At 70.8% G+C, this 20,966-nt stretch carries 22 protein-coding genes; 8 read left to right on the forward strand and 14 right to left on the reverse strand.

The window, feature by feature from the left end; translation table 11 throughout:
- Window position 1: 1 nt before the first annotated feature.
- Window positions 2-562 (reverse strand): Crp/Fnr family transcriptional regulator, encoded by a 561-nt coding sequence (locus O9280_RS11775; RefSeq protein ID WP_298342810.1) that lies wholly within the window; start codon window positions 560-562, stop codon window positions 2-4.
- 82 nt (window positions 563-644) lie between these two features.
- Here O9280_RS11775 and O9280_RS11780 point away from each other — a divergent pair, with 82 nt between their 5' ends.
- Window positions 645-1,511 carry a sterol desaturase family protein gene (locus tag O9280_RS11780; protein ID WP_298342813.1) on the forward strand — a complete coding sequence of 289 codons (867 nt, stop codon included), beginning with the start codon at window positions 645-647 and terminating at the stop codon, window positions 1,509-1,511.
- Here O9280_RS11780 and O9280_RS11785 read toward each other — a convergent pair.
- Complete coding sequence (locus O9280_RS11785) at window positions 1,487-1,858, reverse strand: YchJ family protein (protein WP_297875842.1); 372 nt, start codon at window positions 1,856-1,858, stop codon at window positions 1,487-1,489. The two genes, O9280_RS11780 and O9280_RS11785, sit on opposite strands and share 25 nt — an antisense overlap.
- A complete protein-coding gene (locus O9280_RS11790) occupies window positions 1,855-3,096 on the reverse strand; it encodes an MgtC/SapB family protein (protein ID WP_297875841.1) in 1,242 nt (413 codons plus the stop codon). The genes O9280_RS11785 and O9280_RS11790 overlap by 4 nt, the downstream gene beginning before the upstream one ends.
- 98 nt (window positions 3,097-3,194) lie before the next feature.
- On the opposite strand from O9280_RS11790, the gene O9280_RS11795 reads away from it, so the two are divergent.
- The 7 genes from O9280_RS11795 to O9280_RS11825 all read left to right on the forward strand — a co-directional run bounded on the left by O9280_RS11795 (window position 3,195) and on the right by O9280_RS11825 (window position 11,529).
- The gene (locus O9280_RS11795) at window positions 3,195-4,199 is read left to right on the forward strand and encodes a class 1 fructose-bisphosphatase (protein WP_298342817.1); all 1,005 of its coding nucleotides are present in this window, start codon (window positions 3,195-3,197) and stop codon (window positions 4,197-4,199) included.
- Between the two features lie 3 nt (window positions 4,200-4,202).
- Window positions 4,203-4,913 (forward strand): 2OG-Fe(II) oxygenase, encoded by a 711-nt coding sequence (locus O9280_RS11800; RefSeq protein ID WP_298342820.1) that lies wholly within the window; start codon window positions 4,203-4,205, stop codon window positions 4,911-4,913.
- On the forward strand, window positions 4,910-5,821 hold the full coding sequence (locus O9280_RS11805) for a DMT family transporter (protein WP_298342823.1): 912 nt from the start codon (window positions 4,910-4,912) through the stop codon (window positions 5,819-5,821). The genes O9280_RS11800 and O9280_RS11805 overlap by 4 nt, the downstream gene beginning before the upstream one ends.
- On the forward strand, window positions 5,818-6,036 hold the full coding sequence (locus O9280_RS11810; RefSeq protein WP_298342825.1) for a hypothetical protein: 219 nt from the start codon (window positions 5,818-5,820) through the stop codon (window positions 6,034-6,036). The genes O9280_RS11805 and O9280_RS11810 overlap by 4 nt, the downstream gene beginning before the upstream one ends.
- A gap of 16 nt (window positions 6,037-6,052) precedes the next feature.
- The gene (locus O9280_RS11815; RefSeq protein WP_298342828.1) at window positions 6,053-6,310 is read left to right on the forward strand and encodes a DUF1653 domain-containing protein; all 258 of its coding nucleotides are present in this window, start codon (window positions 6,053-6,055) and stop codon (window positions 6,308-6,310) included.
- Between the two features lie 50 nt (window positions 6,311-6,360).
- Window positions 6,361-8,268: an alpha/beta fold hydrolase gene (locus O9280_RS11820; protein WP_298342830.1), complete on the forward strand. Its 1,908-nt coding sequence runs from the start codon at window positions 6,361-6,363 to the stop codon at window positions 8,266-8,268.
- Window positions 8,269-8,409: 141 nt separating this feature from the next.
- On the forward strand, window positions 8,410-11,529 hold the full coding sequence (locus tag O9280_RS11825) for a ligand-binding sensor domain-containing diguanylate cyclase (protein ID WP_298342833.1): 3,120 nt from the start codon (window positions 8,410-8,412) through the stop codon (window positions 11,527-11,529).
- Window positions 11,530-11,538: 9 nt separating this feature from the next.
- Here the strand turns inward: O9280_RS11825 and O9280_RS11830 are convergent, their stop codons facing one another.
- The 11 genes from O9280_RS11830 to O9280_RS11880 all read right to left on the reverse strand — a co-directional run bounded on the left by O9280_RS11830 (window position 11,539) and on the right by O9280_RS11880 (window position 20,959).
- Window positions 11,539-13,041 carry a sigma-54-dependent Fis family transcriptional regulator gene (locus O9280_RS11830; RefSeq protein ID WP_298342835.1) on the reverse strand — a complete coding sequence of 501 codons (1,503 nt, stop codon included), beginning with the start codon at window positions 13,039-13,041 and terminating at the stop codon, window positions 11,539-11,541.
- Window positions 13,038-13,424 carry a response regulator transcription factor gene (locus tag O9280_RS11835; RefSeq protein ID WP_298342838.1) on the reverse strand — a complete coding sequence of 129 codons (387 nt, stop codon included), beginning with the start codon at window positions 13,422-13,424 and terminating at the stop codon, window positions 13,038-13,040. The genes O9280_RS11830 and O9280_RS11835 overlap by 4 nt, the downstream gene beginning before the upstream one ends.
- Window positions 13,425-13,463: 39 nt before the next feature.
- Complete coding sequence (gene rpoN / locus O9280_RS11840) at window positions 13,464-14,867, reverse strand: RNA polymerase factor sigma-54 (protein ID WP_298342840.1); 1,404 nt, start codon at window positions 14,865-14,867, stop codon at window positions 13,464-13,466.
- A gap of 119 nt (window positions 14,868-14,986) precedes the next feature.
- Window positions 14,987-15,568, reverse strand: a complete 582-nt coding sequence (locus O9280_RS11845; RefSeq protein ID WP_298342842.1) for a methyltransferase domain-containing protein — start codon at window positions 15,566-15,568, stop codon at window positions 14,987-14,989.
- A gap of 75 nt (window positions 15,569-15,643) precedes the next feature.
- Window positions 15,644-16,324, reverse strand: coding sequence for a NeuD/PglB/VioB family sugar acetyltransferase (locus tag O9280_RS11850; RefSeq protein WP_298342845.1), 681 nt, complete (start codon window positions 16,322-16,324; stop codon window positions 15,644-15,646).
- On the reverse strand, window positions 16,321-17,076 hold the full coding sequence (locus O9280_RS11855) for an SDR family oxidoreductase (protein WP_298342848.1): 756 nt from the start codon (window positions 17,074-17,076) through the stop codon (window positions 16,321-16,323). Before O9280_RS11855 ends, O9280_RS11850 begins: the two co-directional genes overlap by 4 nt.
- Window positions 17,077-17,100: 24 nt before the next feature.
- Window positions 17,101-17,883, reverse strand: coding sequence for an SDR family oxidoreductase (locus O9280_RS11860; RefSeq protein WP_298342851.1), 783 nt, complete (start codon window positions 17,881-17,883; stop codon window positions 17,101-17,103).
- A complete protein-coding gene (locus O9280_RS11865) occupies window positions 17,880-18,104 on the reverse strand; it encodes a hypothetical protein (protein WP_298342854.1) in 225 nt (74 codons plus the stop codon). Before O9280_RS11865 ends, O9280_RS11860 begins: the two co-directional genes overlap by 4 nt.
- Window positions 18,097-19,185 (reverse strand): ketoacyl-ACP synthase III, encoded by a 1,089-nt coding sequence (locus tag O9280_RS11870; protein ID WP_298342857.1) that lies wholly within the window; start codon window positions 19,183-19,185, stop codon window positions 18,097-18,099. Before O9280_RS11870 ends, O9280_RS11865 begins: the two co-directional genes overlap by 8 nt.
- Window positions 19,182-19,409 (reverse strand): acyl carrier protein, encoded by a 228-nt coding sequence (locus O9280_RS11875; RefSeq protein WP_298342860.1) that lies wholly within the window; start codon window positions 19,407-19,409, stop codon window positions 19,182-19,184. The genes O9280_RS11870 and O9280_RS11875 overlap by 4 nt, the downstream gene beginning before the upstream one ends.
- Entirely contained in the window at window positions 19,406-20,959 is a 1,554-nt protein-coding gene (locus O9280_RS11880; RefSeq protein WP_298342863.1) for an amino acid adenylation domain-containing protein, read from the reverse strand. Before O9280_RS11880 ends, O9280_RS11875 begins: the two co-directional genes overlap by 4 nt.
- Between the last annotated feature and the right edge of the window lie 7 nt (window positions 20,960-20,966).

A 20,966-nucleotide genomic window follows, 5' to 3' on the forward strand; every position in this document is an offset into this window, starting at 1 on the left:
CTCAACCGCCGCGTTCGCGCAAACGGCGCCGGATGCGCGACAGCGCGACGGGCGTGATGCCGAGCCAACCGGCGATCTGCTGGAGCGGCACCGCGTCGAGCATGGCGGGGTGCCGTTCCAACAACGCGATGTAGCGCTGCTCGGGCGATCGCGTCAGCAGCGCCGCCTCCCGCTCGAGGCGTTCCGCGGTCAGCGCCATCAGGGTGGTCAGCAGGAACTGCGCCACGGCCGGGTCGGCCTGGCGCCAAGCGTCGAGCTCGTCGATGCGGAAGGCCGCCGCGCGCGTTGGCTGCAGCGCCTCGACCCCGAGCGCGCCGCCATCGCAGCAGCCGGGCAGCGCGCTCGACGCCAGCCGGCCATGGACCCAGTCGCCGGCGCCGTGGAAGCCATGGTTGTGCTCCCGGCCGTCCTCGCCCAGCGAGTAAAGGCGCACAAGGCCGTCGTGGAGGTACCACACGCGGCTCTCGCGGCGATCCGGCACCGCAAGGTGCACGCCTTTCGCGAAATGCTCCGGCGGGCGATTCGCGATCTGCGTCCGGAGCATGGCAGGCAGTTCGGTCATCGCGGCGCTGAACCCGGGTCAAGGACGAAGCCGCCGCGTGGGCGGACGCTGGCGTGCCTCGCACCTTCGCGGATGACCCGACATGACACAAGACACCCTCGAGCGTGGATGGCACGTGCCGCACCTGCTGCTGCTCAGCCTGCTCCCCGTGGTCGCGATGGGCGCACCCGGCCTCGCGCACGAGCTCCGGGTGGCGGGCTGGCTGCTGCTCAACGTGGCCGTGATCGCCGCCGCCGAGCGCTGGCGCCCGTATCGCGCCGACTGGCGTCCGACCCGGGCCGACCTCGTCCGCGACGGCGGCGTGTTCGCGCTGAATGCGCTTGTCGATGCGCTGGCGAAGATGGCCTTGGCCGTCGTCGCCCTGCGATTCGTTTCCGGTGCATCAGCGCTCCCGGGCTGGCTCCAGGTCATCGGCGGCGCGCTGCTGGCCGACCTGGGCAGCTACGCCCTGCACCGCTGGAGCCATCGCGGTGGCTGGCTGTGGCGGGTGCATGCCTTCCATCACCGGCCGGAAGCCCTGAACGTGGCGAACGCCCTCACGGCGCATCCGCTGAACGCCCTCTACGACGGCGTGGTCCGCTGGGGCCCGCTGGTGCTGCTGGGTTTCGATGCCGAGGTGATCACCGCCCTCGCCATGTTCCACCTGACCCAGGCGCTGGCGGCGCACGCCAACGTGCGCGGCATCATCGGCCCGCTGCGCTGGGTGCTCGGCAGTGCCGAACTGCACCGCCTGCACCACAGCACGGATGGGCGCGAGGCCGGCAACTTCGGCACCGACCTGCCGCTGTGGGACCTCGTCTTCGGGACCCACCGTTCCGGTCCCGGGCCGCGGGCCGTGGGCGTGTTCGACCCGGCGCGGTATCCCGTTGCCACGGCCACCGGCCGCTGGCTGGCCTGGCCCTTCCAGCGCCGCCCATCGACGGCTCAGGACAGATCACCGTCCACGTAGTACCAGCGTCCGTCCTCCCGCACGAAGCGGCTGGTCTCGTGCAGGCGCACGGCGGGCTTTCCGCCCACCTTGAAGCGTGCGACGAACTCGACGACCGCGGTGTCGCCGTGCTCGACCGCGCGCTTCACCTCGAGGCACAACCAGCGCGTGCCGGGCTCCGGCGCGAGGGCATCGGCCGCGGGCCGCGTGCTCGCGTGCCAGGTGGCCCGGAGGTAATCGACATCCCCGCGCACGTAGGCGCTGTAGCGCGAGCGCATCAGGGCCTCGGCGGTCGGCGCGGGATGGTCGGCCCGCCAGCGTCCGCAGCAGTCCGCGCTGGCGCGGCCGCTGCCGCAGGCGCAACTCACGACCCGACCGGCAACAGCACGGTCGCCAGCACGGCACCGACCCAAGCGATGGCGAGGCCCGCGCTGACGCGCAGCCCATAGGCCTTACCACCGGCCACCCACGCGACGGCGCCACGGGCGATCACGCTGGCGGCGAGCACGGCCAGCACCGCCTGCCGGGCGGTCTCAAGCCCCATCAGGCCTTGGCCCACGAGTTGGCCGATCGAGGCGACCGCGGCGTGCACCTCGGCGATCGCCGCGAGGAAGGCCGTGGCCAATGCGCCGGCTTCGCCGAAGGCCTGACGCAGCAGCGCCGAGACCACCAGCACGCCGGCCATGAAGCCGGCGAAGTACAGCGCGTGCGTGAAGCGGAACATCCGCGACTCCTGCGTGGGCGCCGGCTCGTCGCCCGATCCGCCGCGCAAGCCCAGCGCGCCGCCGACGGCGAGCACGAGGCCGAAACCAAGCAGGGCCGGCATCACCGCCTTCAGCAGGGTGGCCGAGACCGTCGCCAGCACCGGGAACATCAGCACCAGCGAGGCCAGTGCCGCGAACATGGCTGCGCCCACGCTGGGCCGCAGCAGGCTGGGGGTGGTCCGCACCCGCTGGCCGAAGCCGGCGATCGCCGCCGTCGACGACACGAAGCCGGCGAAGAAGCCCGCCACGGCCAGGCCCTTGCCGCTGCCGATGACGCGCAGCGCCACGTGGCCCAGCGCGCTGACGGCCATCACCAGCACCACGAGACGCCAAAGCTTCTGCGGATTCAGGGCGCCGCCCGGGCCGATCGATTCATCCGGCAGGAGCGGCAAGACCAGCAGCGCTGCGGCCAGCAGCAGCAGGCCATCGCGCACCTCGCGCTCGCTGATCAGGTCGCGGCCGAGGCGATGCAGCTTGTCCTTGGCCTGCAGCAGCAGGGCCACCAGCACGGCCAAGGCCGCGGCCAGGCCGGGCGAGCCCTGGGCCAGCGCGCCGAGCAGCACCGTGACCAGCAGGGCCACCTCGCCGGTTTGTCCCGGGTCGGAGGCATCGCTCAGGCGGTAGCTGCCGTAGGCAAGCAGGCCGACGGACCCGAGCACCACGAGGAACACCGGCAAGCCGAGCGTCCAGGCCACCGCGCCGGCGAGGGCGGCAATGGTGTGCGTGCGCATGCCCGCCGGCGTGTGGCCACCGTGGTCGCGCTGGCGCTCGCGCACCACGCCGATCAGCAGGCCGAGGCCGAGGGCGGTGAGGTATCCGGCGTACTGGGGATCAAGGCTCATGCGGGGATGATGGCATCGCCGGCCACCTTCGTGCCCGACCGGGGGGCCGCGCCCGGGGGCCGGTAGAATGCGGGCTTCCCGCCCCTGGAGCCCCCGCGATGTCGAGCCGCACGCCTCTCACCCGCTTCCTGATCGAGGCCGAACGCGCGGGGCAGATCAACCCGGAGCTGCGCCTGCTCATCGAAGTGGTGTCGCGCGCCTGCAAATCGATCAGCTACGCCATCAGCAAGGGCGCGCTGGGCGGCGTGCTGGGCGACGCCGGCACCGGCAACGTGCAGGGCGAGGCACAGAAGAAGCTCGACGTGCTCAGCAACGAGATCCTGCTCGAAGCGAACGCCTGGGGCGGCCACCTCGCCGGCATCGCCTCCGAAGAAATGGACGACCCGCACCCGATCCCGGACGCCTATCCGAAGGGCAACTTCCTGCTGCTGTTCGACCCGCTCGACGGCAGCTCGAACATCGACGTCAACGTGAGCGTGGGCACCATCTTCTCGGTGCTGCGCTGCCCGGACGGCATCACCGAGCCGCAGACCGAGCACTTCCTGCAGCCGGGCACCGAGCAGGTGTGCGCGGGCTACACCGTCTACGGCCCCTGCACCGTGCTGGTGCTGACCATCGGCCACGGCACGCATGCCTTCACGCTGGACCGCGAGACCGGCAGCTTCATCCTCACCCAGCGCGACATCCGCATCCCGGCCGACACCCAGGAATACGCGATCAACGCCAGCAATGCGCGCCACTGGGACGCGCCGGTGAAGCGCTACGTCGATGATCTTCTCGCCGGCAAAACCGGCCCGCGCGGCAAGGACTTCAACACGCGCTGGATCGCGAGCATGGTGGCCGACGTGCACCGCATCATGACCCGCGGCGGCACCTTCATGTACCCGGTCGATGCCAAGTGCCGCGACAAGGGTGGCCGCCTGCGCCTGATGTACGAAGCCAACCCGATGGCCTTCCTCGTCGAACAAGCCGGCGGCGCGGCCACCACCGGCACGCAGCGCATGCTCGAAGTATCGCCCACCGGCCTGCACATGCGCGTTCCGGTGATCCTCGGCTCGAAGAACGAAGTGGCCGAATACGAGCGCTACGTGCGCGAGGGCTGAGCAATGGACAGCGCGCACCCCGATTTCATCGAGGTCTACGAGGGCCTGATCGACCCGACCTGGTGCGCGGCGCTTTGCCGTCGCTTCGACGCGGCCAACCACGTCGACGGCCGCGTGGGCGGCGGCGTCTTTCCCGACATGAAGAAGAGCCGCGATCTCGAGATCACCGGCCGCGCCGACTGGAACGACGTCAGCGCCACGCTGATGGGCGCGGTGCTGAAAGCGCTGATGGCCTACCTGCGGACCTACCCGCATACGATCGTCGCGCCGCTGATGCTCGAGCACCGCCCCGCCGATGGCGGCCCGGCGCGCCGCCTCGGTGCCGAGGATCTCGCCGCCCTGGACGACGGCAGCCTGCTCGGCCTCGTTCAGCAGCTGCTGCGCCCCGGCAGCATCAACCTGCAGCGCTACACCGCCGGCGAGGGGGGTTACCCCTACTGGCATTGCGAGCTCTACCCGCGCGATGCCAACAGCGAAACGCTGCACCGCACCCTGCTGTGGACGATCTACCTCAACGATGCGTTCGACGAGGGCGAGACGGAGTTCCTGTACCAGCGCCGCAAGGTGGTGCCGAAGACCGGCAGCGTGCTGATCGCCCCCACCGCGTTCACGCACACGCACCGCGGCAACCGGCCGGCGGGCGGCGACAAGTACATCGCGACGAGCTGGATCCTGTTCAATCGCGCGGAAGCCATCTTCGGCCGCGCGGGATGAGATCCGGCGCGTCGCTTGCCGCGACGACGGCGCTGGCGCTGCTCGCCTTCGCGGCGAATTCGCTGCTGTGCCGGTTCGCGCTCATCGGCGGCGGCACCGACGCGGCGAGCTTCACCGCGATCCGGCTCGGGGCTGGCGCGCTGGTGTTGGCCGGGCTGCTGGCAGCGCGCCGACGACGCGAGGCGCCGCGTCCCGATGCCGGCATCGTGGAACGCGCCGGCTGGCGCAGCGCTTTCGCGCTGTTCGCCTACGCGGCGGGTTTCTCGCTGGCCTATGTCGACGTCGGCGCGGCCACCGGTGCGCTGCTTCTGTTCGGCGCCGTGCAGGCGACGATGCTGCTGATCGGCCTGTGGCAGGGCGAGCGGCTGGCGGGCACGCAGTGGGCCGGCTTCGTCGTGGCCGCGCTCGGGCTGGTGGCGCTGCTGCTGCCCGGCGCCGCGGCGCCACCACTCGGGGCCGCACTGTGGATGATCGGCGCGGGCGTGGCCTGGGGCCTGTATTCGCTGTGGGGCCGCGGCAGCACCGACCCCGTCGCCGACACGGCCGGCAACTTCCTGCGCAGCCTGCCGTTCGCGCTCGGCCTGCTCGCGCTGCACCTCGATGCGCTGGCACTGGACGCACGCGGCCTGCTCGGTGCCGTGGCCTCCGGCGCGCTCGCTTCGGGCCTCGGCTACGTGCTCTGGTACCGCGTGTTGCCGCAGCTCGGCGCCCTGCGCGCCGCGAGCCTGCAGCTGGCGGTGCCGCCGCTGGCGGCCGTCGCCGGCGTGCTGCTGCTCGGCGAGACGCTCGATGCCACCCGCCTGCTGGCCGGCGCGGCCATCCTCGCCGGCATCGCCGTCGTGTTGCGCGGTCGGCGCGTCGGGACGCATCCTCAGGCGCCCACCGCCACGCCCGGACCCCGTCCATGATCCTTCGCCTCGTCGCCATCCTCCTCGTCATCGCCGGCGGGCTCGCGCTCGCATTCGGCAGCTTCAGCTACACGCAGGAGAAGACCGCGCTGAAGGCCGGCCCGCTGGAGCTGAAGGTGCAGGACAAGGAAACCGTCACCATCCCGCCCTGGGCGGGCGGTGGCGCCATCGCCCTCGGCGTGGTGCTGCTGCTCGTCGGCGGCCGCAAGCGCTGAGGTCGAGGGCATCGCGATGAGCGACACCGACCTGCCACCCCTGCCCGACACGCCAACCGGCTTCTACCGCCACTACAAGGGCGGCGAGTACGAAGTGCTCGGCGGCGTGCGCCACAGCGAGACGCTCGAACCGCTCGTGCTGTATCGCGCGCTGTACGGCGAACGCGGGCTGTGGGTGCGGCCGCACGCGATGTTCTTCAGCCCGGTGATCGTGCACGGGCATGCGCAGCCGCGCTTCGCCTTCGTTTCGCCGGACCTGCCGCCGGAGCACTGAGCGCGTCGAGCGGGACCAATCGAGGGATCACACACCACGGGGAGCGGGGAATGGCGACGAAAGCTTGGCTCGCGGCACTGGTTCACGGCGGTTTGTGGCTCGGCGCACTGGCCGCGGCGGAGGCCCAAGCCGCGCCGGTCTTCGTCGAGGCGCCGTGCGACATCCCGATCGTCAACGACGCGGTGCGCGAACGACTGCGCTGCGGGACCGTGAGCGTGCCCCGCGATGCGGCGCGCCCGGCGGACGGGAGCTTCGAACTCGCCGTCGTGGTGAAGCGCAGTGCCGCGCCCACTGCAGGCACCACGCCGATCCTGTTCCTCCACGGCGGCCCCGGCGGCCAGCAGGTGCCCTACATGGGCCTGGGCGCCACGGACTTCACGCCGGGCCGCGACGTCATCGCCTTCGACATGCGTGGCGGTGGCCGCACCGGTCCGGCGCTGTGCGGCGGCATGACGGCCGCCCTGTTCGAATCCTTCCGCATCGCCCTTCGCGGCGGCGATCCGATGCCCGCGCGACAGGCCGCGCTCGATGCGTGCATGGACGAACTCGCCGCGGCCGGCTACCGGCCCGAGCACTTCGGCAGCGTGCGCAACGTCGAGGACGCGGAAAGCATCCGCCAAGCGCTCGGCATCGACCGTTGGGCCGTGTACGGCACGTCGTACGGCACGACGGTAGGCGCCGAGTACCTCGCGCGGCATCCGGAAGCCATCGAATCACTGGTGCTGGATTCGCTCTACCCGCCGGACGCGTATGTGCACACGGTGCGCGAGGCCCAAGGCCGGGCCATCGGGCGCCTCTTGGACGAGTGCGCGAGCGAGGCGGCCTGCGCCGCGCGCTTCCCCGGCCTCGACCGGGCGAAAGCGGACGCCGCACTGGCGTCGTTCGCGACCGATCCGCTGCCCTTCCATCTCGGGGGAGGGCGCTACGTGGCGGATGAGCGAGCGGTCCGCAGCGCCCTCTACACCCTGTTCTACACGGAAGCGATGGCGCGCTCGGTGCCCTGGTTCGTCGATGCCGTGGTCCGCCGCGACGGCGACGCGATCGCCTCAGCACTCGGCGCTCCGCTGCTGGTCCGCGACGCTTTTGCGGACGCTGGCGTCGCCATGCCCGGGCTGCTGGGCACGGATTGCCGCGACCGCGCCCGGCACCACGCGCCACACGCGGGGCCCGGCCCCAATTGGATGGACATGTTCCTCGGCATCCCCAACGGCGCCTGCCGCGACCTCCCGCTCGGCCCGGTGCCCGGCCTGCCCGAGGGCACGACGGTACCGGTGCTGGTGCTGTCCGCCGGCTACGACGGTTTCCAACCCGACGGCGAGGCGGTGGCCACAGCCATCGGACCGGCCGCCACCGCGTACTTGCTGCCACGGGCCGCCCACAGCGTTCGCGGCGCCGGCGACTGCCCGCGCGGCATCGTGTCGGCCTTCATCAACGATCCGTCGAAGACGCCGGACACCGCATGCATCGCGGAAATGACGGCACCGCCGTTCGTGCTCGACGTGCGACCGATGCCGGCGATGACGACCCTCGGGGCGGCGGCGAGCGGAGGCCGCCCGCCGGCCGGCGTGCTGGTGGCGGCGGCCGGCTTCGTTCTCCTGCTGCTTGCGGGCATCGTGGTCCCGGCGATCCTGTGGCTGTGGCGTCGCCTTCGCCGAACGCCGGCGGCACCAGGCGCACGAGGCGTCCGGGCCTTGGCCGTGGGCGGCGGCCTTTTGGGCGTCGCCGGCGCGGTCCTGCCGGTGGCCGGCACGATGCAGGCGCATCCCGGAATGATGGGCTTCGGGCTGGAGCCGACGCTGGCCCTCGGCCTGTGGGCGATTCCGGTCGGCGGGACGATGGCATTGCTTGCCCTTGGCCTCGCCCTGCTGAAACGGCAATGGGGCGTCGCACTGGCGGCCCTCGGCGGCGTGGTCGCCGTGGTGGGCATTCTCGTCCTCGGGCTCGCGCCCTGGGGCTGAGGCAGCGAACTTTGGCGCAAGCGCCCAGACCCGGGCGCACGTCCGCTTGAATCCTGGCGAGCTGCGGCAAGGTTCACACCGCACCCCGTCGCGGGACTGATAGCGTCTCCATCCAGTTGCCACCCAAGGAACGGGGTCGCCGTGCCGCACGCACCCGAGCTTAACGCAAGGAGTCCTCTCGACACGCCGCGGGCGCACCGCCGCCTCGCGCGTTGGTGGATCGCGACAGCGTTTGCACTGGCGGCAGCGTTCACCGGGGCGAATGCCCGGGCCGAGGTCACCGACACCGCGACCGTCCCGACCTTCCTAAGCGTGCCGGGCATCCCGCGGGATGTCGTGCCGAGCTTGGCGCAGGACGGTGAGGGCTTCCTCTGGGTCGGTACCGGCGATGGCCTTGCCCGGTACGACGGCTACCGGCTGAAGTCGGTCGAGCGCGAGGGCAGCGATCCGCTCGCGCGCAACATGGGCTGGATCCGCACCATGGTGACCGGGCCGGACGGTCGCGTCTGGATGGGGACCGAGTCGGCGGGGCTCGCCGTGTACGACCCCGACCAACGGCGCATTCTCAACCTAGGAGGGCCGGAGGCCGGCCCGCAGCACGCCATCATCGCGCTGGCCCTCGATGGCGAACGGCGGGTGTGGATCGGCACGGTGGGCGGAGGGCTGCTGCGCTACGACGAGGGCCGCAAGCACTTCGAGCGTCTCGCCCTGCCGGCCCTGGCGCAGGACGACGTCCATGCGTCGGCCATCACCCGCGGCAAGGACGGCACGATGTGGATCGGCCACCGGCACGGCCTCGCCCGCTGGCGGCCGGGCGCCGCGGCGGCCGAGGTCGTGGCCCTGCCGCCGCATCCCCGTGTGAACGGACCCGACACGGTCCAAGCTCTCCTCGCCACCGAGGAGGGAAGGCTGTGGCTCGGCACCCAGCATGGGGACCTCGGGATCCTCGAGGCCAACGACGCCTTCCGCTGGCTCCCCGCGGCGGAACGCGGCGGCATCCAGGCCCTCGCCTTCGATGGCCATGGGCAACTCTGGGTAGGCCACCGCTCCGGTCTCGACCTCATTGATCCGGCCAGCGGTGCGCTGCGGCAGCGACTTCGCCACCGCGGCGACCAACCGGGCGGGCTCGCCGGCAACGACGTCACGCAGATCCTCCGCGCGGCCAACGGCGCGATGTGGGTCGCCGGCTATGGCGTGGGCCTGCAGCGCCACGCCAGCAGCCCGGCCATCGCAATCCGCGGCCCCGATGCCAACCCGGACAGCCCCTTGGGCTACGCGGACGTGCGAGCCCTGGTGGCATTGGACGCCGAGCGCATCCTCGCCGCGACGGCCACGGGCCGGGTGGCCGTCCTCGATGCGGCGCTTCGAGTGCAGGGGGCCTGGCCGGCACCGGGACCGGCCATCGAAGCCATGGCGCGCGATGCGACGGGCGACCTCTGGATGGCGGGCGGCGGGCGGGCTTGGCGATTCAGTCCCGAAGGCCGGATCCGCGGCCAATGGGACACCGAGGCCGGCCGTTCCATCTTTCTGCGCGCGGGCCCGGACGGCACGCTGTGGCTCGGCGCCGATCGTGGGCTGCTGCGGCTCCGGCCCGGCGCGTCGGCCTTCGAGCCGGTGACGGATCGCGGCGGCACGCCGCTCGCGGAAGAAATCTTCGCCATGACCGCGGACGGCAAGGGCGGCTGGTGGGTGGGTGGACGCGCCGGCCTGTTCCGCATCGTTGCCGGCGAGAACGTCCTGACGCCCACCGAGGCTGCGCCGGGGCACGAGCTCGGATTCCCGCTCGTCCTCGGCCTGCTGCTCGATCGACGCGGACAACTCTGGGTCGACACACCGGTCGCCGGCCTGCATCGGCTCGAGGGCGTCGATGCGCAGGGCCGACTTCGGTTCGAGCGCATCAGCGTGCGCCACGGCATCGTTGGTCGACCCTTCGGCGCGAACCTTCACGAGGACGAACGCGGCCGTCTCTGGTCTCAGGCCTTCATCTACGACCCGTCGGCCGACCGCCTCGACGAGCTCCGTCCGGCCGACGGGGTGCAGATCGGCACGCCGTGGTTCGGCGCCGACGCCCGCTTGCCCGATGGGCGCCTGTTGTTCGGCGGCAGTCGCGGTGTGATGCGGGTCGATCCGCGACGCTTCGAAGTCTCGGAAGCGCAGCCGCCCCTCGTGGTCACCGGCCTGCGCATCGACGGCCTGCCGCATCGGCCACGTTCGCTGCGCGAGGGCCTCGTGCTGCCCCCGGGCAGGCGAAGCTTCGGCGTGGAATTCGCCGCGCTGGAGTATGCCGATCCGCAGCGCGTGCGCTACCGCTACCGCCTCGCCGGCTACGACCCGGATTGGCTGCCGACCGACGCCTCGTTCCGCAGCCCGAGCTATAGCGAACTGAGGCCAGGCGCCTACACCTTCGAGGTGCAGGCCACCAACCGCAACGGGATCTGGAACCCGAAAACGCTGCGCCTCCCGGTGACCGTGCAACCCCGATGGTGGCAGACGCTCTGGGCGCACTGGGCCTTCGGCCTGCTGGTCATCGCCGCCGTCTCGGGCGTGGTCCGGCTGCGCACCGCCCAGCTGCGCCGCCGCCAAGGCGTGCTTGAAGCCATGGTCGCGGAGCGGACGAGGGAACTGGAGGAGGCCAGCCTCACCGATCCGCTCACCGGCCTGCGCAACCGCCGGCATCTGATGCGCCATATCGAAGACGATCTCCGCCGCGCACGCGCGCCGACTCGCTCCACCAGGCCGAACGGACGGCAAAGCGCCGATCTCCTCGTGTTCGTCATCGATCTCGATCATTTCAAGACGATCAACGACCGCTACGGACACGCCATCGGCGATGCCCTGCTGGTGCAGACCGCTGGGACCCTGCGGCACCTGTTCCGTGAAGGGGACACGCTGGTGCGCTGGGGCGGCGAAGAGTTCCTCGTGATCGCCCGCGACAGCGATCGCCACCGGGCCGGCGAACTGGCCGAGCGCCTGCGCTGCGAGCTGCGCGACATGGCCTTGCGCCTGCCCGGCGACGAGGACGCGTCCGTGTCGATCACCGCTTCGATCGGCTTCGTCGCCTACCCGCCGGACCGCTCGACGCCCGACGCGTGGTCCCTCGACGCGGTGCTGCAGCTGGCCGACGCGGCCCTATATGCAGCGAAATCGCGGGGCCGGAACCGCTGGGTCGGCGTGACGGCCATCCCCGCCGCCGTGGCGGGATCGGGCGACGCGGCCGATTGGCTGGGCCATCCGGACACCGTGGTGCGGCAGTCCGACTGAGCCGGGCGACTAGTCCTCGCCGCCCTCGCGCTCGATGCCGTACTTGCGCAGTTTTTCGACAAGGGTGGTGCGCCGCAGGTTGAGCAGGGTGGCGGCATGGGCGACGACACCCTCGGCGCGATCAAGGGCTTGCCGCAGCAGCTTCTCCTCGATGGCCGCGATGTGTTCCTTGAGGTCGAGGCCATCCTCGGGCAGTTCGTCGAGCGCCGGCGCGGCCGGGGCGCCGAACAGCGCAGCGCGCTCGGCGGCGAGTTCCTCCGCCTCGGACATCCTGTGATCCGCCGCCAACGCAGCCACCGGCGTTGATTCGCCGCGATCGGGCGCTGGGACGGACGCCGGTGCCGGTGGGGCACCGTTGGCTTCCCAGGCGGCGCGGTAGCGCTGCGGCAGGTCGGTGGCGCTGACCGTCGCGTTCGGGTGCAGCACCGCGAGGCGCTCGATGAGGTTGTGCAGTTCGCGCACGTTGCCGGGCCAGGCGTAGGCGGCCAGCGCCGCCATGGCGTCGGCACCCAGCTTCACTTCGCCGCGGCCGTCTTCGGACAAGCGCGTGCCGATGGCGTGCACCAGGGCCGGCAGGTCGGCGATCCGCTCGCGCAGGGCCGGCATCTCGATCGGGAAGACGTTGAGGCGGTAGTAGAGGTCCTCGCGGAAACCGCCACGGGCGATCTGGTCTTCGAGGTTGCGGTGCGTGGCGGCGACCACGCGCACGTTGCACTTCAGGGTCTGCGTGCCGCCCACGCGCTCGAAGTTGCGCTCCTGCAGCACGCGCAGCAACTTCACCTGCATGGGCAGCGGCATGTCGCCGATCTCGTCCAGCAGCAGGGTGCCGCCCTCGGCCATTTCGAAGCGGCCTTTGCGCGCCGCCAAGGCGCCGGTGAAGGCGCCCTTCTCGTGGCCGAACAGTTCGCTTTCCAGCAGCTCGGCCGGCACCGCGCCGCAGTTCAGCGCGACGAAGGGGCCTTTCGCGCGCGAGGACGCCGAATGGATCGCACGCGCGGCGACCTCCTTGCCGGTGCCGCTCTCGCCGAGGATCAGCACGGTGGTGTCGAAGGGCGCGACCTGCTCGATCATCCGCCGCAGCCGACGCACGCCCTCGCTCTGCCCTTCCGGGCCGGCGTCGCGCTCGCTGCTTTCCTCGCCGCGCAGCGCCTGCAGGCTGGCGCGGCGCAGGTGGCCTTCCAGTTGCGGATGGCGGAGCGGCCAGTCCAGCGTCCAGACCTGCTCGGGGTGCACGCCCAACTGCTCGGTGAGCCCGTGCAGGGCCGGCAGCACCAGCAGCGGCGGGTGCAACGGCGACTTCGACAGCCAACCGCCGAAGCGGCGGAAGTCCTCCAAATCCTCCACCCCGCCAACCACGATCGCCAGCCAGTCGCGCGGCTTGGCCCGGGCGAGGTCGAGCTCGTCGACCGCGCCGATGCGCTTCGGGGTGAAATCGAGGAAATCGAGCAACGCGCCGATGCGGTCCGCGCGGGCGTCGTCGGACTCGACGACGAGGATGCGCGAATCGCTCATGCGCCGCCCTGCGGCGTCCCGGCGCGGGAGTCGATGATCGGCAGCAGCTCGGCGATGTAGTTGAGCTTGCTGATGAAGGCGTCGGCGCCGGCGCGCTGCGAGTGCTCGCGGTGCTCGACGTCGTCGAAGTGCGAGGCGATGACGACGAAGGGCGGTTCGTCCTGCGCCTTGATCAGGCGCGTGGCCTGCAGGCCGCCCATCTCCGGCATGGCCAGGTCGAGGACGACGAGGTCCGGCTTCAGTTCATCGGCCAGGGCCACCGCTTCGATGCCGTTGCGGCCGCGGCCGACGATGGCCACATGCGCCACGCGCCGCAGATGGCGCTCCGCCGCGTTCAGGAACGCGTCGTGGTCGTCGACGATGAGCAGGCGGATCAGGGTCATGGCAACGGGCTCGCGGCGCCGCGGGCGGCGTGGAACCGGTCAGGCCGCGCGGGCCGCGAGGCCCCGCTGCCGCGCCGGCGGGATGTTCAGTTGCTCACGATACTTGGCGACGGTGCGGCGGGCCACCTGCACGCCGCGGCGGGCGAGCAGGGCCACCAGCACGTCGTCGGCCAGCGGCGAGGCCGGCAGCTCGGCATCGATCAGCTTCTTGACCAGCGCGCGGATGGCCACCCCAGCGATCGCGCTGCCCTCCAGCTTCACGCCGAAGAAGCGCTTCAGTTCGAACAGGCCGCGGGGGGTCTGCAGGTACTTGCCGGTGGTGATGCGGGAGACGGTGCTCTCGTGCACGCCGACGTCGGCGGCGATCTCCTTCAGCGTGAGCGGCAGCAGGCCCTCTTCGCCGCGCTCGAGGAAGGCCTGCTGGCGCGCCACCACGGCGCGGGCGACCTTGATCAGGGTGTCGTGGCGCTGGGCGATGCCCCGGGCCAGCCAGCGCGCTTCGTTCATCAGAGCCTTGAGGTGCTGCACGGAGGGCGAATCACCGGCTTCCGACAGCGCGCTCTCGTACTCGCTGGCCACGCGCACCCGCGGGGCGGTCTGCGGGTTCAGCGCGACGTGCCAGCGGCCGTCCGCCGGCCACGCGACGACGTCGGGCAGCACGTGCACCTGCTCGTCGGCCAGCAGGGGCTCGCCGGGCTTCGGGTTCAAGGATTGGATCAGGCGGGCGGCGACGCGCAACGCCTCCATCGGCGCACCGTGCACGGCGGCCAGGGCCGGCCAGTCGCGCTGGGCGACGAGGGCCAGGCTGCGATCGATCATGTCGCGGGCCAGCACCACCCCGGCGTCCTTCGCCGGCAGGTCGTGGATCTGGGCCAGCAGGCACTCGCGCAGATCGACGGCGGCGAGGCCGGCCGGCGTGCCGTGCAGAAGGCGCTGGCGGATGGCCTCAGCGCGGCCCTTGCGGAGGCCAAGCGCGGCGGTGATGTCGGCATCGATGGCGTCACGGTCGCCGGCGAGGTAGCCGGAGTCCGCCGTGCGCTCCAGCCATGCGGCGGCGATGGCGAGGTCGGCGTCCTTCAGCTCCATGGCCAGGCCTTCGAGCACCCGCAGGGCCGGGTCGTTGCTGACCGGCGCGGCGACGCGCGACAGGCGGTCCTCGCCCTCTTCCGGGTCGAAGCCGCTGGCCATGCCGGGCGTCGACCAGAGGTCGGGCAGTTCGTCGAAGGCCGCGGTTTCCTGCGCAGCGCGCTCCTGCGGGGTGAGCTCGGGCAGCGAGGCCTCGGACTCGTCCTCCTCGCGCTCCAGCATCGGGTTTTGGGCGAGGGCCTCGGCCAGCTCCTGCTCCAGCTCGAGGCCGGTGAGGCCGAGCAGGCGGATCGACTGCAGCACCTGCGCGTTGAGGCTCTGCGACTGGGACTGGGTGGCGGCGAGGCGGTTCTTCATGGCGGCACTTCCGAGGAGGTGCCGAAGCGGGATGCAAGGGGCGTGCCAACGAGGGGTGGCGGGATTCCGGCGACCCGGAGCCAGCCCCGGGCCGAGCCCGCGGCCGACCCCTCCGGGGCTCAATCCACCGGCTGGAAGCGCATGTCCCGCGGGTCGGACTCGTCGAGGCCCTCGCGGTGACGGCGCAGCACCACGCCGTATTCCAGCGGGAAGAGGTTGCGGTCCGGAGTGTTGAGCTTGTCGAAGGACACGGTCTCGAAGTCGCGGAACAGCACCTTCAGGCCAAACTCGGTGAAGCGCCAGCAGTCCGGGATCGGGCCATGGATGCGGGCATTGAGCGGCGTGGTGACCAGCAGGTGCCCGCCCACCTTCAGGATGCGGCGCAGCTCGCGCACGGCGGCGAACGGATCGACGACGTGTTCGAGCACCTCGGTGCACATCAGCGCATCGAACTGGCCATCGGCCAAGTGCGGGTTGTACCGGGTGATGTCGGCGACGACATCGGGCTTCGTGTCGGGCGTGATGTCGAGCGTGACGACGCGGAAAGCCTTCAGCTCGGGAATGTCCTTGCCCTGGTTGCCGATGTCACAGACCACGTCGCCGTCGCGCAGGTACTGCGCCACGAATGCCTCGCGGGTGCGGGTGATGAAATCCCGCGCCACCGGGAAGCTTTGCAGGTCGAAGGCCGAAGGCAGGGTCATCAGGAACTCCAGGAAACCAAGGGCAAGGCCGGGGCGCACGTGCGGCGCTGTTGGCGGAATCGGGGCATACGGGCGTCAGGTGTCGCCATCACGGTCGGCTCCGTCGTCGATGACGCGGGCCGGATTGCCGAACACGGTGGCGCGCTGCGGCACGCGCCGCAGCACGACGCTGCCCAGCCCCACCGTGGCCCAGGCGCCGACGGCCTTGCCGGGGTGCACCATGCTGCCCGCGCCGAACAGCACGCCCTCGCCCACCGCGACGTGGCCGTTGATGGCCACGTTGCCGAGCAGGCTGCAGTAATCGCCAACCACGGCGTCATGGCCAACGCCGCAGGAGGAATTCACCAGCACGTGGGCACCGATGCGGCTGTCGGTGGAGATCCGGCAGCACGGGCAGATGACGGTGCCCGCACCCATGACGGCATTCAGTCCGACGTTCGCGCTGTCGTGGACGAAGGTTTCCGCGGTCCAGCCGAGGGCATCGAGCGACAGGGCGATGCGGCGCTTCGCCGCCGGGTCGGCGATGGCGATGACGTAGCGCGGCGGTGCGCCTTCGAAGGCCTCGGGCCGCAGCACTGGCAGTCCATGGCAGGTTTCGCCTGGCGCGGCCTGTTCGGTCACGAAGGCGTGCACCCGGTAGCGCTGCCGTGTGGCCTCGCCGCAACCGGCGATCCAGCCGAGCAGTTCGCGGCCCAAGCCGCCGGCACCGACGATGACGAAGGGCGCGCTGGGCGCCGTGGTCGGGGCGGGCCTCATGCCGAAATGTTGGCCGTGCGGCCGCCGTCGACCACCAGCTGCTGGCCGGTGATCCAGCGTGCCTGGTCGGACAGCAGGAACTCGACCGCGTCGATGACGTCACGCGGCTCGCCGACGCCCAGCGGGTAGTCGCGCAGCAGGCGGGCCGCGGTGTCCGGATCGTCGAACATGCCGGCGGTCATCGGCGTGCGCACGGCGCCGGGCAACACCGAGTTGGCGCGCACGTCGGGCGCCAGTTCGACGGCTAGCGAGCGCATCAACGCATCGAGCGCAGCCTTGCTCGCGCTGTAGGCGGAGAAGCCCTTGGCACCGAACTGCGCGGCGATGGTCGAGATGAAGACGACGTTGCTCAGTCGCTTGTGGTTGACGTCCTTGCGCATCAGCAGGCGGGTGATCTCGAAGGCCGAGAGCACGTTCGTGGCCATCACCTGCTGCGCGTGCGCGGCCGTGATGCTGCGCAGCGGCAGCACCGAGAGCGTACCGGCGCAGTGCACGAAGGCCTCGATGCAGGCCGGCTGGGCGGCGAGGCAGGCGCCAAGGCTGGCCGCGATGCCGTCCACATCCGCCAGGTCGTGGCACCAAGCGAGGTGCTGCTCCGGCGACTCGCAAGCAAGACGCGTGGCCTCGAGGCGTTCGCGATCGCGGCCCGCCAGCACCAGCCGATGCCGGCGCGAGAGCGCGATCGCCATCTCGCGGCCAATGCCTGAAGAGGCGCCGGTGAGGAGAAGGAAAGGTGGAAGCACGTCGGCCATGGGGCAAGTCTGTCCTTTTGGCGATCAGTGCGCGAGGTAGCCGCCATCGACCACCAGCACCGTACCGGTGATCCAACGGCCGGTGTCGGCGGCGAGGAAAACCACGGCGTTGGCGATGTCCTCGGGCTCACCGAAGCCGAGGGGATGCTGGGCCTCCACGGCCTCGCGCTGCCCCGGCTCCCAGAGCCGCTCAGTGCGCTCCAGCAGCGGCGTGCGCACGAAGCCCGGGGCGATGCAGTTGACGCGAATGCGCTTCGGCGCGAGCTCGACCGACAGCGTGCGCGCCATGCCGTGCAGGGCCGCCTTGCTGGCCGCATAGGCCACGGCACCGGGAGAACCGGCCATGGCCATGACGCTGGAGATGAAAACCAAGGCGCCGTGTTCTCCGGCATACACCTTGCGGCTGGCGAGCGCGCTCGACAGGGCCAGCGCGGCTTCGGTGTTGACCGCGAAAAGCTCTCGAGCGCGTTCGAGTTTGAGCGTGCGCACCGGCATCACGCTCTGGAGGCCGGCGCAGTGGACGATGCCGTGCAACGGGCCTTGCGCGGCCACACAGCCTTCGACCATCGGGCCGATGGCGTCGGTGTCGCGCAGATCGAAGGGCGTCGCCTGCACCACGCCACGCGCGAGAAGCGCGGCGCGCACGCCCTCGAGGGCCGCCGCGTCGACATCGACCAGGCTCAGGCGCGCCCCCAGCAGGGCCATCCGCTCGGCGACCGCGCGACCGATGCCGGAAGCGGCGCCCGTCACGAGGTAATGCCGGCCCGACAGGTCGAGCGGGTTGAACGCCGCCTCGCCCACGGTCACGCCGCGGCGCGCCGGCCGAGGATCAGGTCGTACAGCGCCTGCACCGTGTCGACCTTGCGGACCTCCTGCGCGGTGACCTTGGCACCGAAGGACGTGTCCGCCATCGCCACGACCGACAGCACGGCCAGCGAATCCCAGGCGTCGAACGCGTCGAGCACAGCATCGGCGGCCACCGCGTCGGCCTCGAGGATCTCGGCCATCTCGGCGAGGAATTCATCCATGGTCTGCTCCTTGGGGCGGGAAATCGATCATCTCGCCGAATTCGAGGGGGCCGAGCGGCATCAGCAGGGCACTCCATGTGAGGCCCACGCCGAAGCCGCCGAAGCACACCGTCAGGGTCTCGCGGCGCAGGCGCTCGGCGAAGTTGGAGGCGGTGGCGACGGGGATGGTGACGCCGCTGGAATTGCCGTAGTGCTCCACCACGTTCGACGGCATCTTCTCGTAGGGGATGCCCAGCTTCTCGGCGAGCTTGTGCAGCATGAAGCGGTTGGGCTGGTGGAAGAGGAACGCGTCCACCGCGTCGACCGAGGTGCCGGTATCGCGCAGCAATGCATCGACGAGCGCCGGTACCTCGGTCATCACGAAGTTGAAAACCGCCGAGCCGTCCATCACCAGATGGTCCGCGGCACGGACGTTGCCTTCGGCATCCTCGTGCATCGCCGCGGTTTCGGCACTGCAGGGCTGGCGCAACCCTCCGGCCGGGATGGTCAGGGCGCCGCCGCGGCTGCCGTCCATCTTCAGGCTGGCGTGGATCACGCCGGCGGTCGGATCGCGCTCGACGATGGTGATCGCCGCGCCGTCGCCGATCAGCGGGTAGCTGTTGCGGTCGCGCGGCGAGACTTTGCGGCTGAGCACATCGCCGTTCACCAGGGCGACCTTGGTGATGGCGGGCTGCTCGAGCAGCATGAACGCCTGCATCAACCCGATGACAAACCCCGCGCAGCCCTGGTTGATGTCGAGGCAGAACACGTCGTGGCCGAGGCCGAGGCGGCCATGGATCACGCTGGCCGTGCCCGGCATCAGGTAGTCCGGCGACTGGGTGACCACGACCAAGGCGCCAATATCGGACGGCGCGAGATGGCCCCGCGCGAACAGGTGCTCGAAGCCCGCGACCGCGAGGTCCGAGACGCACACCGGGCCGTCGACGATGCGCCGACGGTCGTAGCCCATCACCGCCTTCAGCTTGAGGGAGCGTGCCGGGCTGAAGTTGTAGTTCGCCATCTCGTCGACGAACAGACGCTCATACGCCGGCAGGACCGTGAGCAGCCCGGTGATGCGCTTGCCGGCGAAACGGAGGTTCACGGACGGACCCCAGCCTCGCCGAGCAGGCGCTCGATGGCCTCGAGGTTGCGGAAGTTCTCCGGGACGATAGCCATGCCGTCGATGCAGATGCCGTAGGTCGTCTCGAGGTCGGCCACGAGGGTGATGAGGTCGAGCGAATCGAGCAGGCCGTCGCCGAAGAAATCGGCGGACTGGCGGAAGTCGAACTCGGGGCGGATGGCGGAGAGCAGGTCGAGCACGCTCATGGCGTCGATTCCTCGAGGACGTTCCGCAGGCCGTTGCGATCGATCTTGCCGTTGGGGTTGCGCGGCAGTTGCGGCATGGGGTGGAAGGCCGTGGGCAGCATGTACTTGGGCAGCATCGTCGCGAGATGGCTGCGGATCGCCGCGGGCTCCACCGCTGCGGCCTCCACTTCGTAGAACAGGGTGATTTCCTTCTTCGCCGAGTGGTAGAGCACGCAGGCGTTGGCGATGCCCGGAACACCGATGACGTGGTGCTCGATCTCCGGCAGCTCGATGCGGTAGCCCATGTGCTTGACCTGGAAGTCCTTGCGGCCGGCGAGGTGGATCTCGCCGTTGGCGCTGCGGACGGCGAGGTCGCCGGTGCGGTAGATCCACTCCGGGTAGCGACGGTTCAGCGGGTTTTGCACGAAGGCCTTGGCGGTCTTCTCCGGATCATTCCAGTAGCCCAGCGCCAGCGAGCTGCCACGCACGCAGAGCTCGCCCATCTGGCCGTCGGCGCAGGGCGCGTCGTGCTCGTCGAGGATCAGGATGTCGGTGTTGCGGCAGGGGAATCCGATCGGCAGCGGCTCGTCGTCGGCGAAGGCTCGGTCGACGATGAAGTAGGTGCAATCGACATGGATCTCGATCGGCCCGTACAGGTTGACGAACATCGCCCCGGGCTGCGTGCTCCGCCAGTGGTTCAGGTGGCGCGTGGGGAAGACTTCGCCCGCGAAGAACACGGTCTTGAGCGCCGGCAGCGGCACGGCCTCGAGCAGGCCGAGCTTGGCGATGTGCACCATGATCGACGGCACCCAGAACAGGAAGCTCACGGCGTGCTCGGCGAGGAAGGCCATCAGCTTCGCGGGGAAGATCGCCAGCGACTCGGGGATGACCACCAGCGTTGCGCCCTTGGCGAGGCAGGCGTTGAGTTCCAACGTGTAGATGTCGAAGTAGAACGGCGAAAGGCTGCCGATGACCATCGTCTCGTCGAAGGCGAAGGTGTCGAACACCCAATCCATGAAGTCGATGGTGCCGCGATGGCTGAGCGCGACGGCCTTCGGCGTGCCGGTCGATCCGGAGGTGTTGATCAGGCACAGCGGATCGGTGTCGATCACCCGGGTGCGGCGCGCGGCGAGCGCCGCCTCGTCGAAGCCCGTGCTGCCGTCGCCGGGTGCAGCGACGAGGTCGTCGATGAACAGTAGTTGCGCCGCGTCGAGTCCGGCGGCCTCGGCCTCGGCGATGAGCGTGCGCGAGGTGATGACGAGATGCGGTCCGACGTGGGCGAGGATGTTCCGCAGCCGCTGCGCCGGCAGCTTCACGTCGAGGTTCATGTAGATGTTGCCGCTGTAGGCGATGCCGAGATCGGCCACGACCACGTCGGCGCCTTTCGGAAGGAACACCGCCACCGGCGAATTCAGCACGTCGGCACGCGCGACCAGGCGCGCGGCGCAGCGCTTCGCGCGGACCGCGAGGTCGGCGAAGCTGAGGCGCTGATCACCATCAATGACCGCCAGCTTGTCGGGGCAATGGCGCAGGGCGCCGTTTTCGAAGTAGTCGAGGACGTTCGTCTGCATGGGGGCT

This window comes from Silanimonas sp., assembly GCF_027531545.1.
GTDB lineage: Bacteria > Pseudomonadota > Gammaproteobacteria > Xanthomonadales > Xanthomonadaceae > Silanimonas.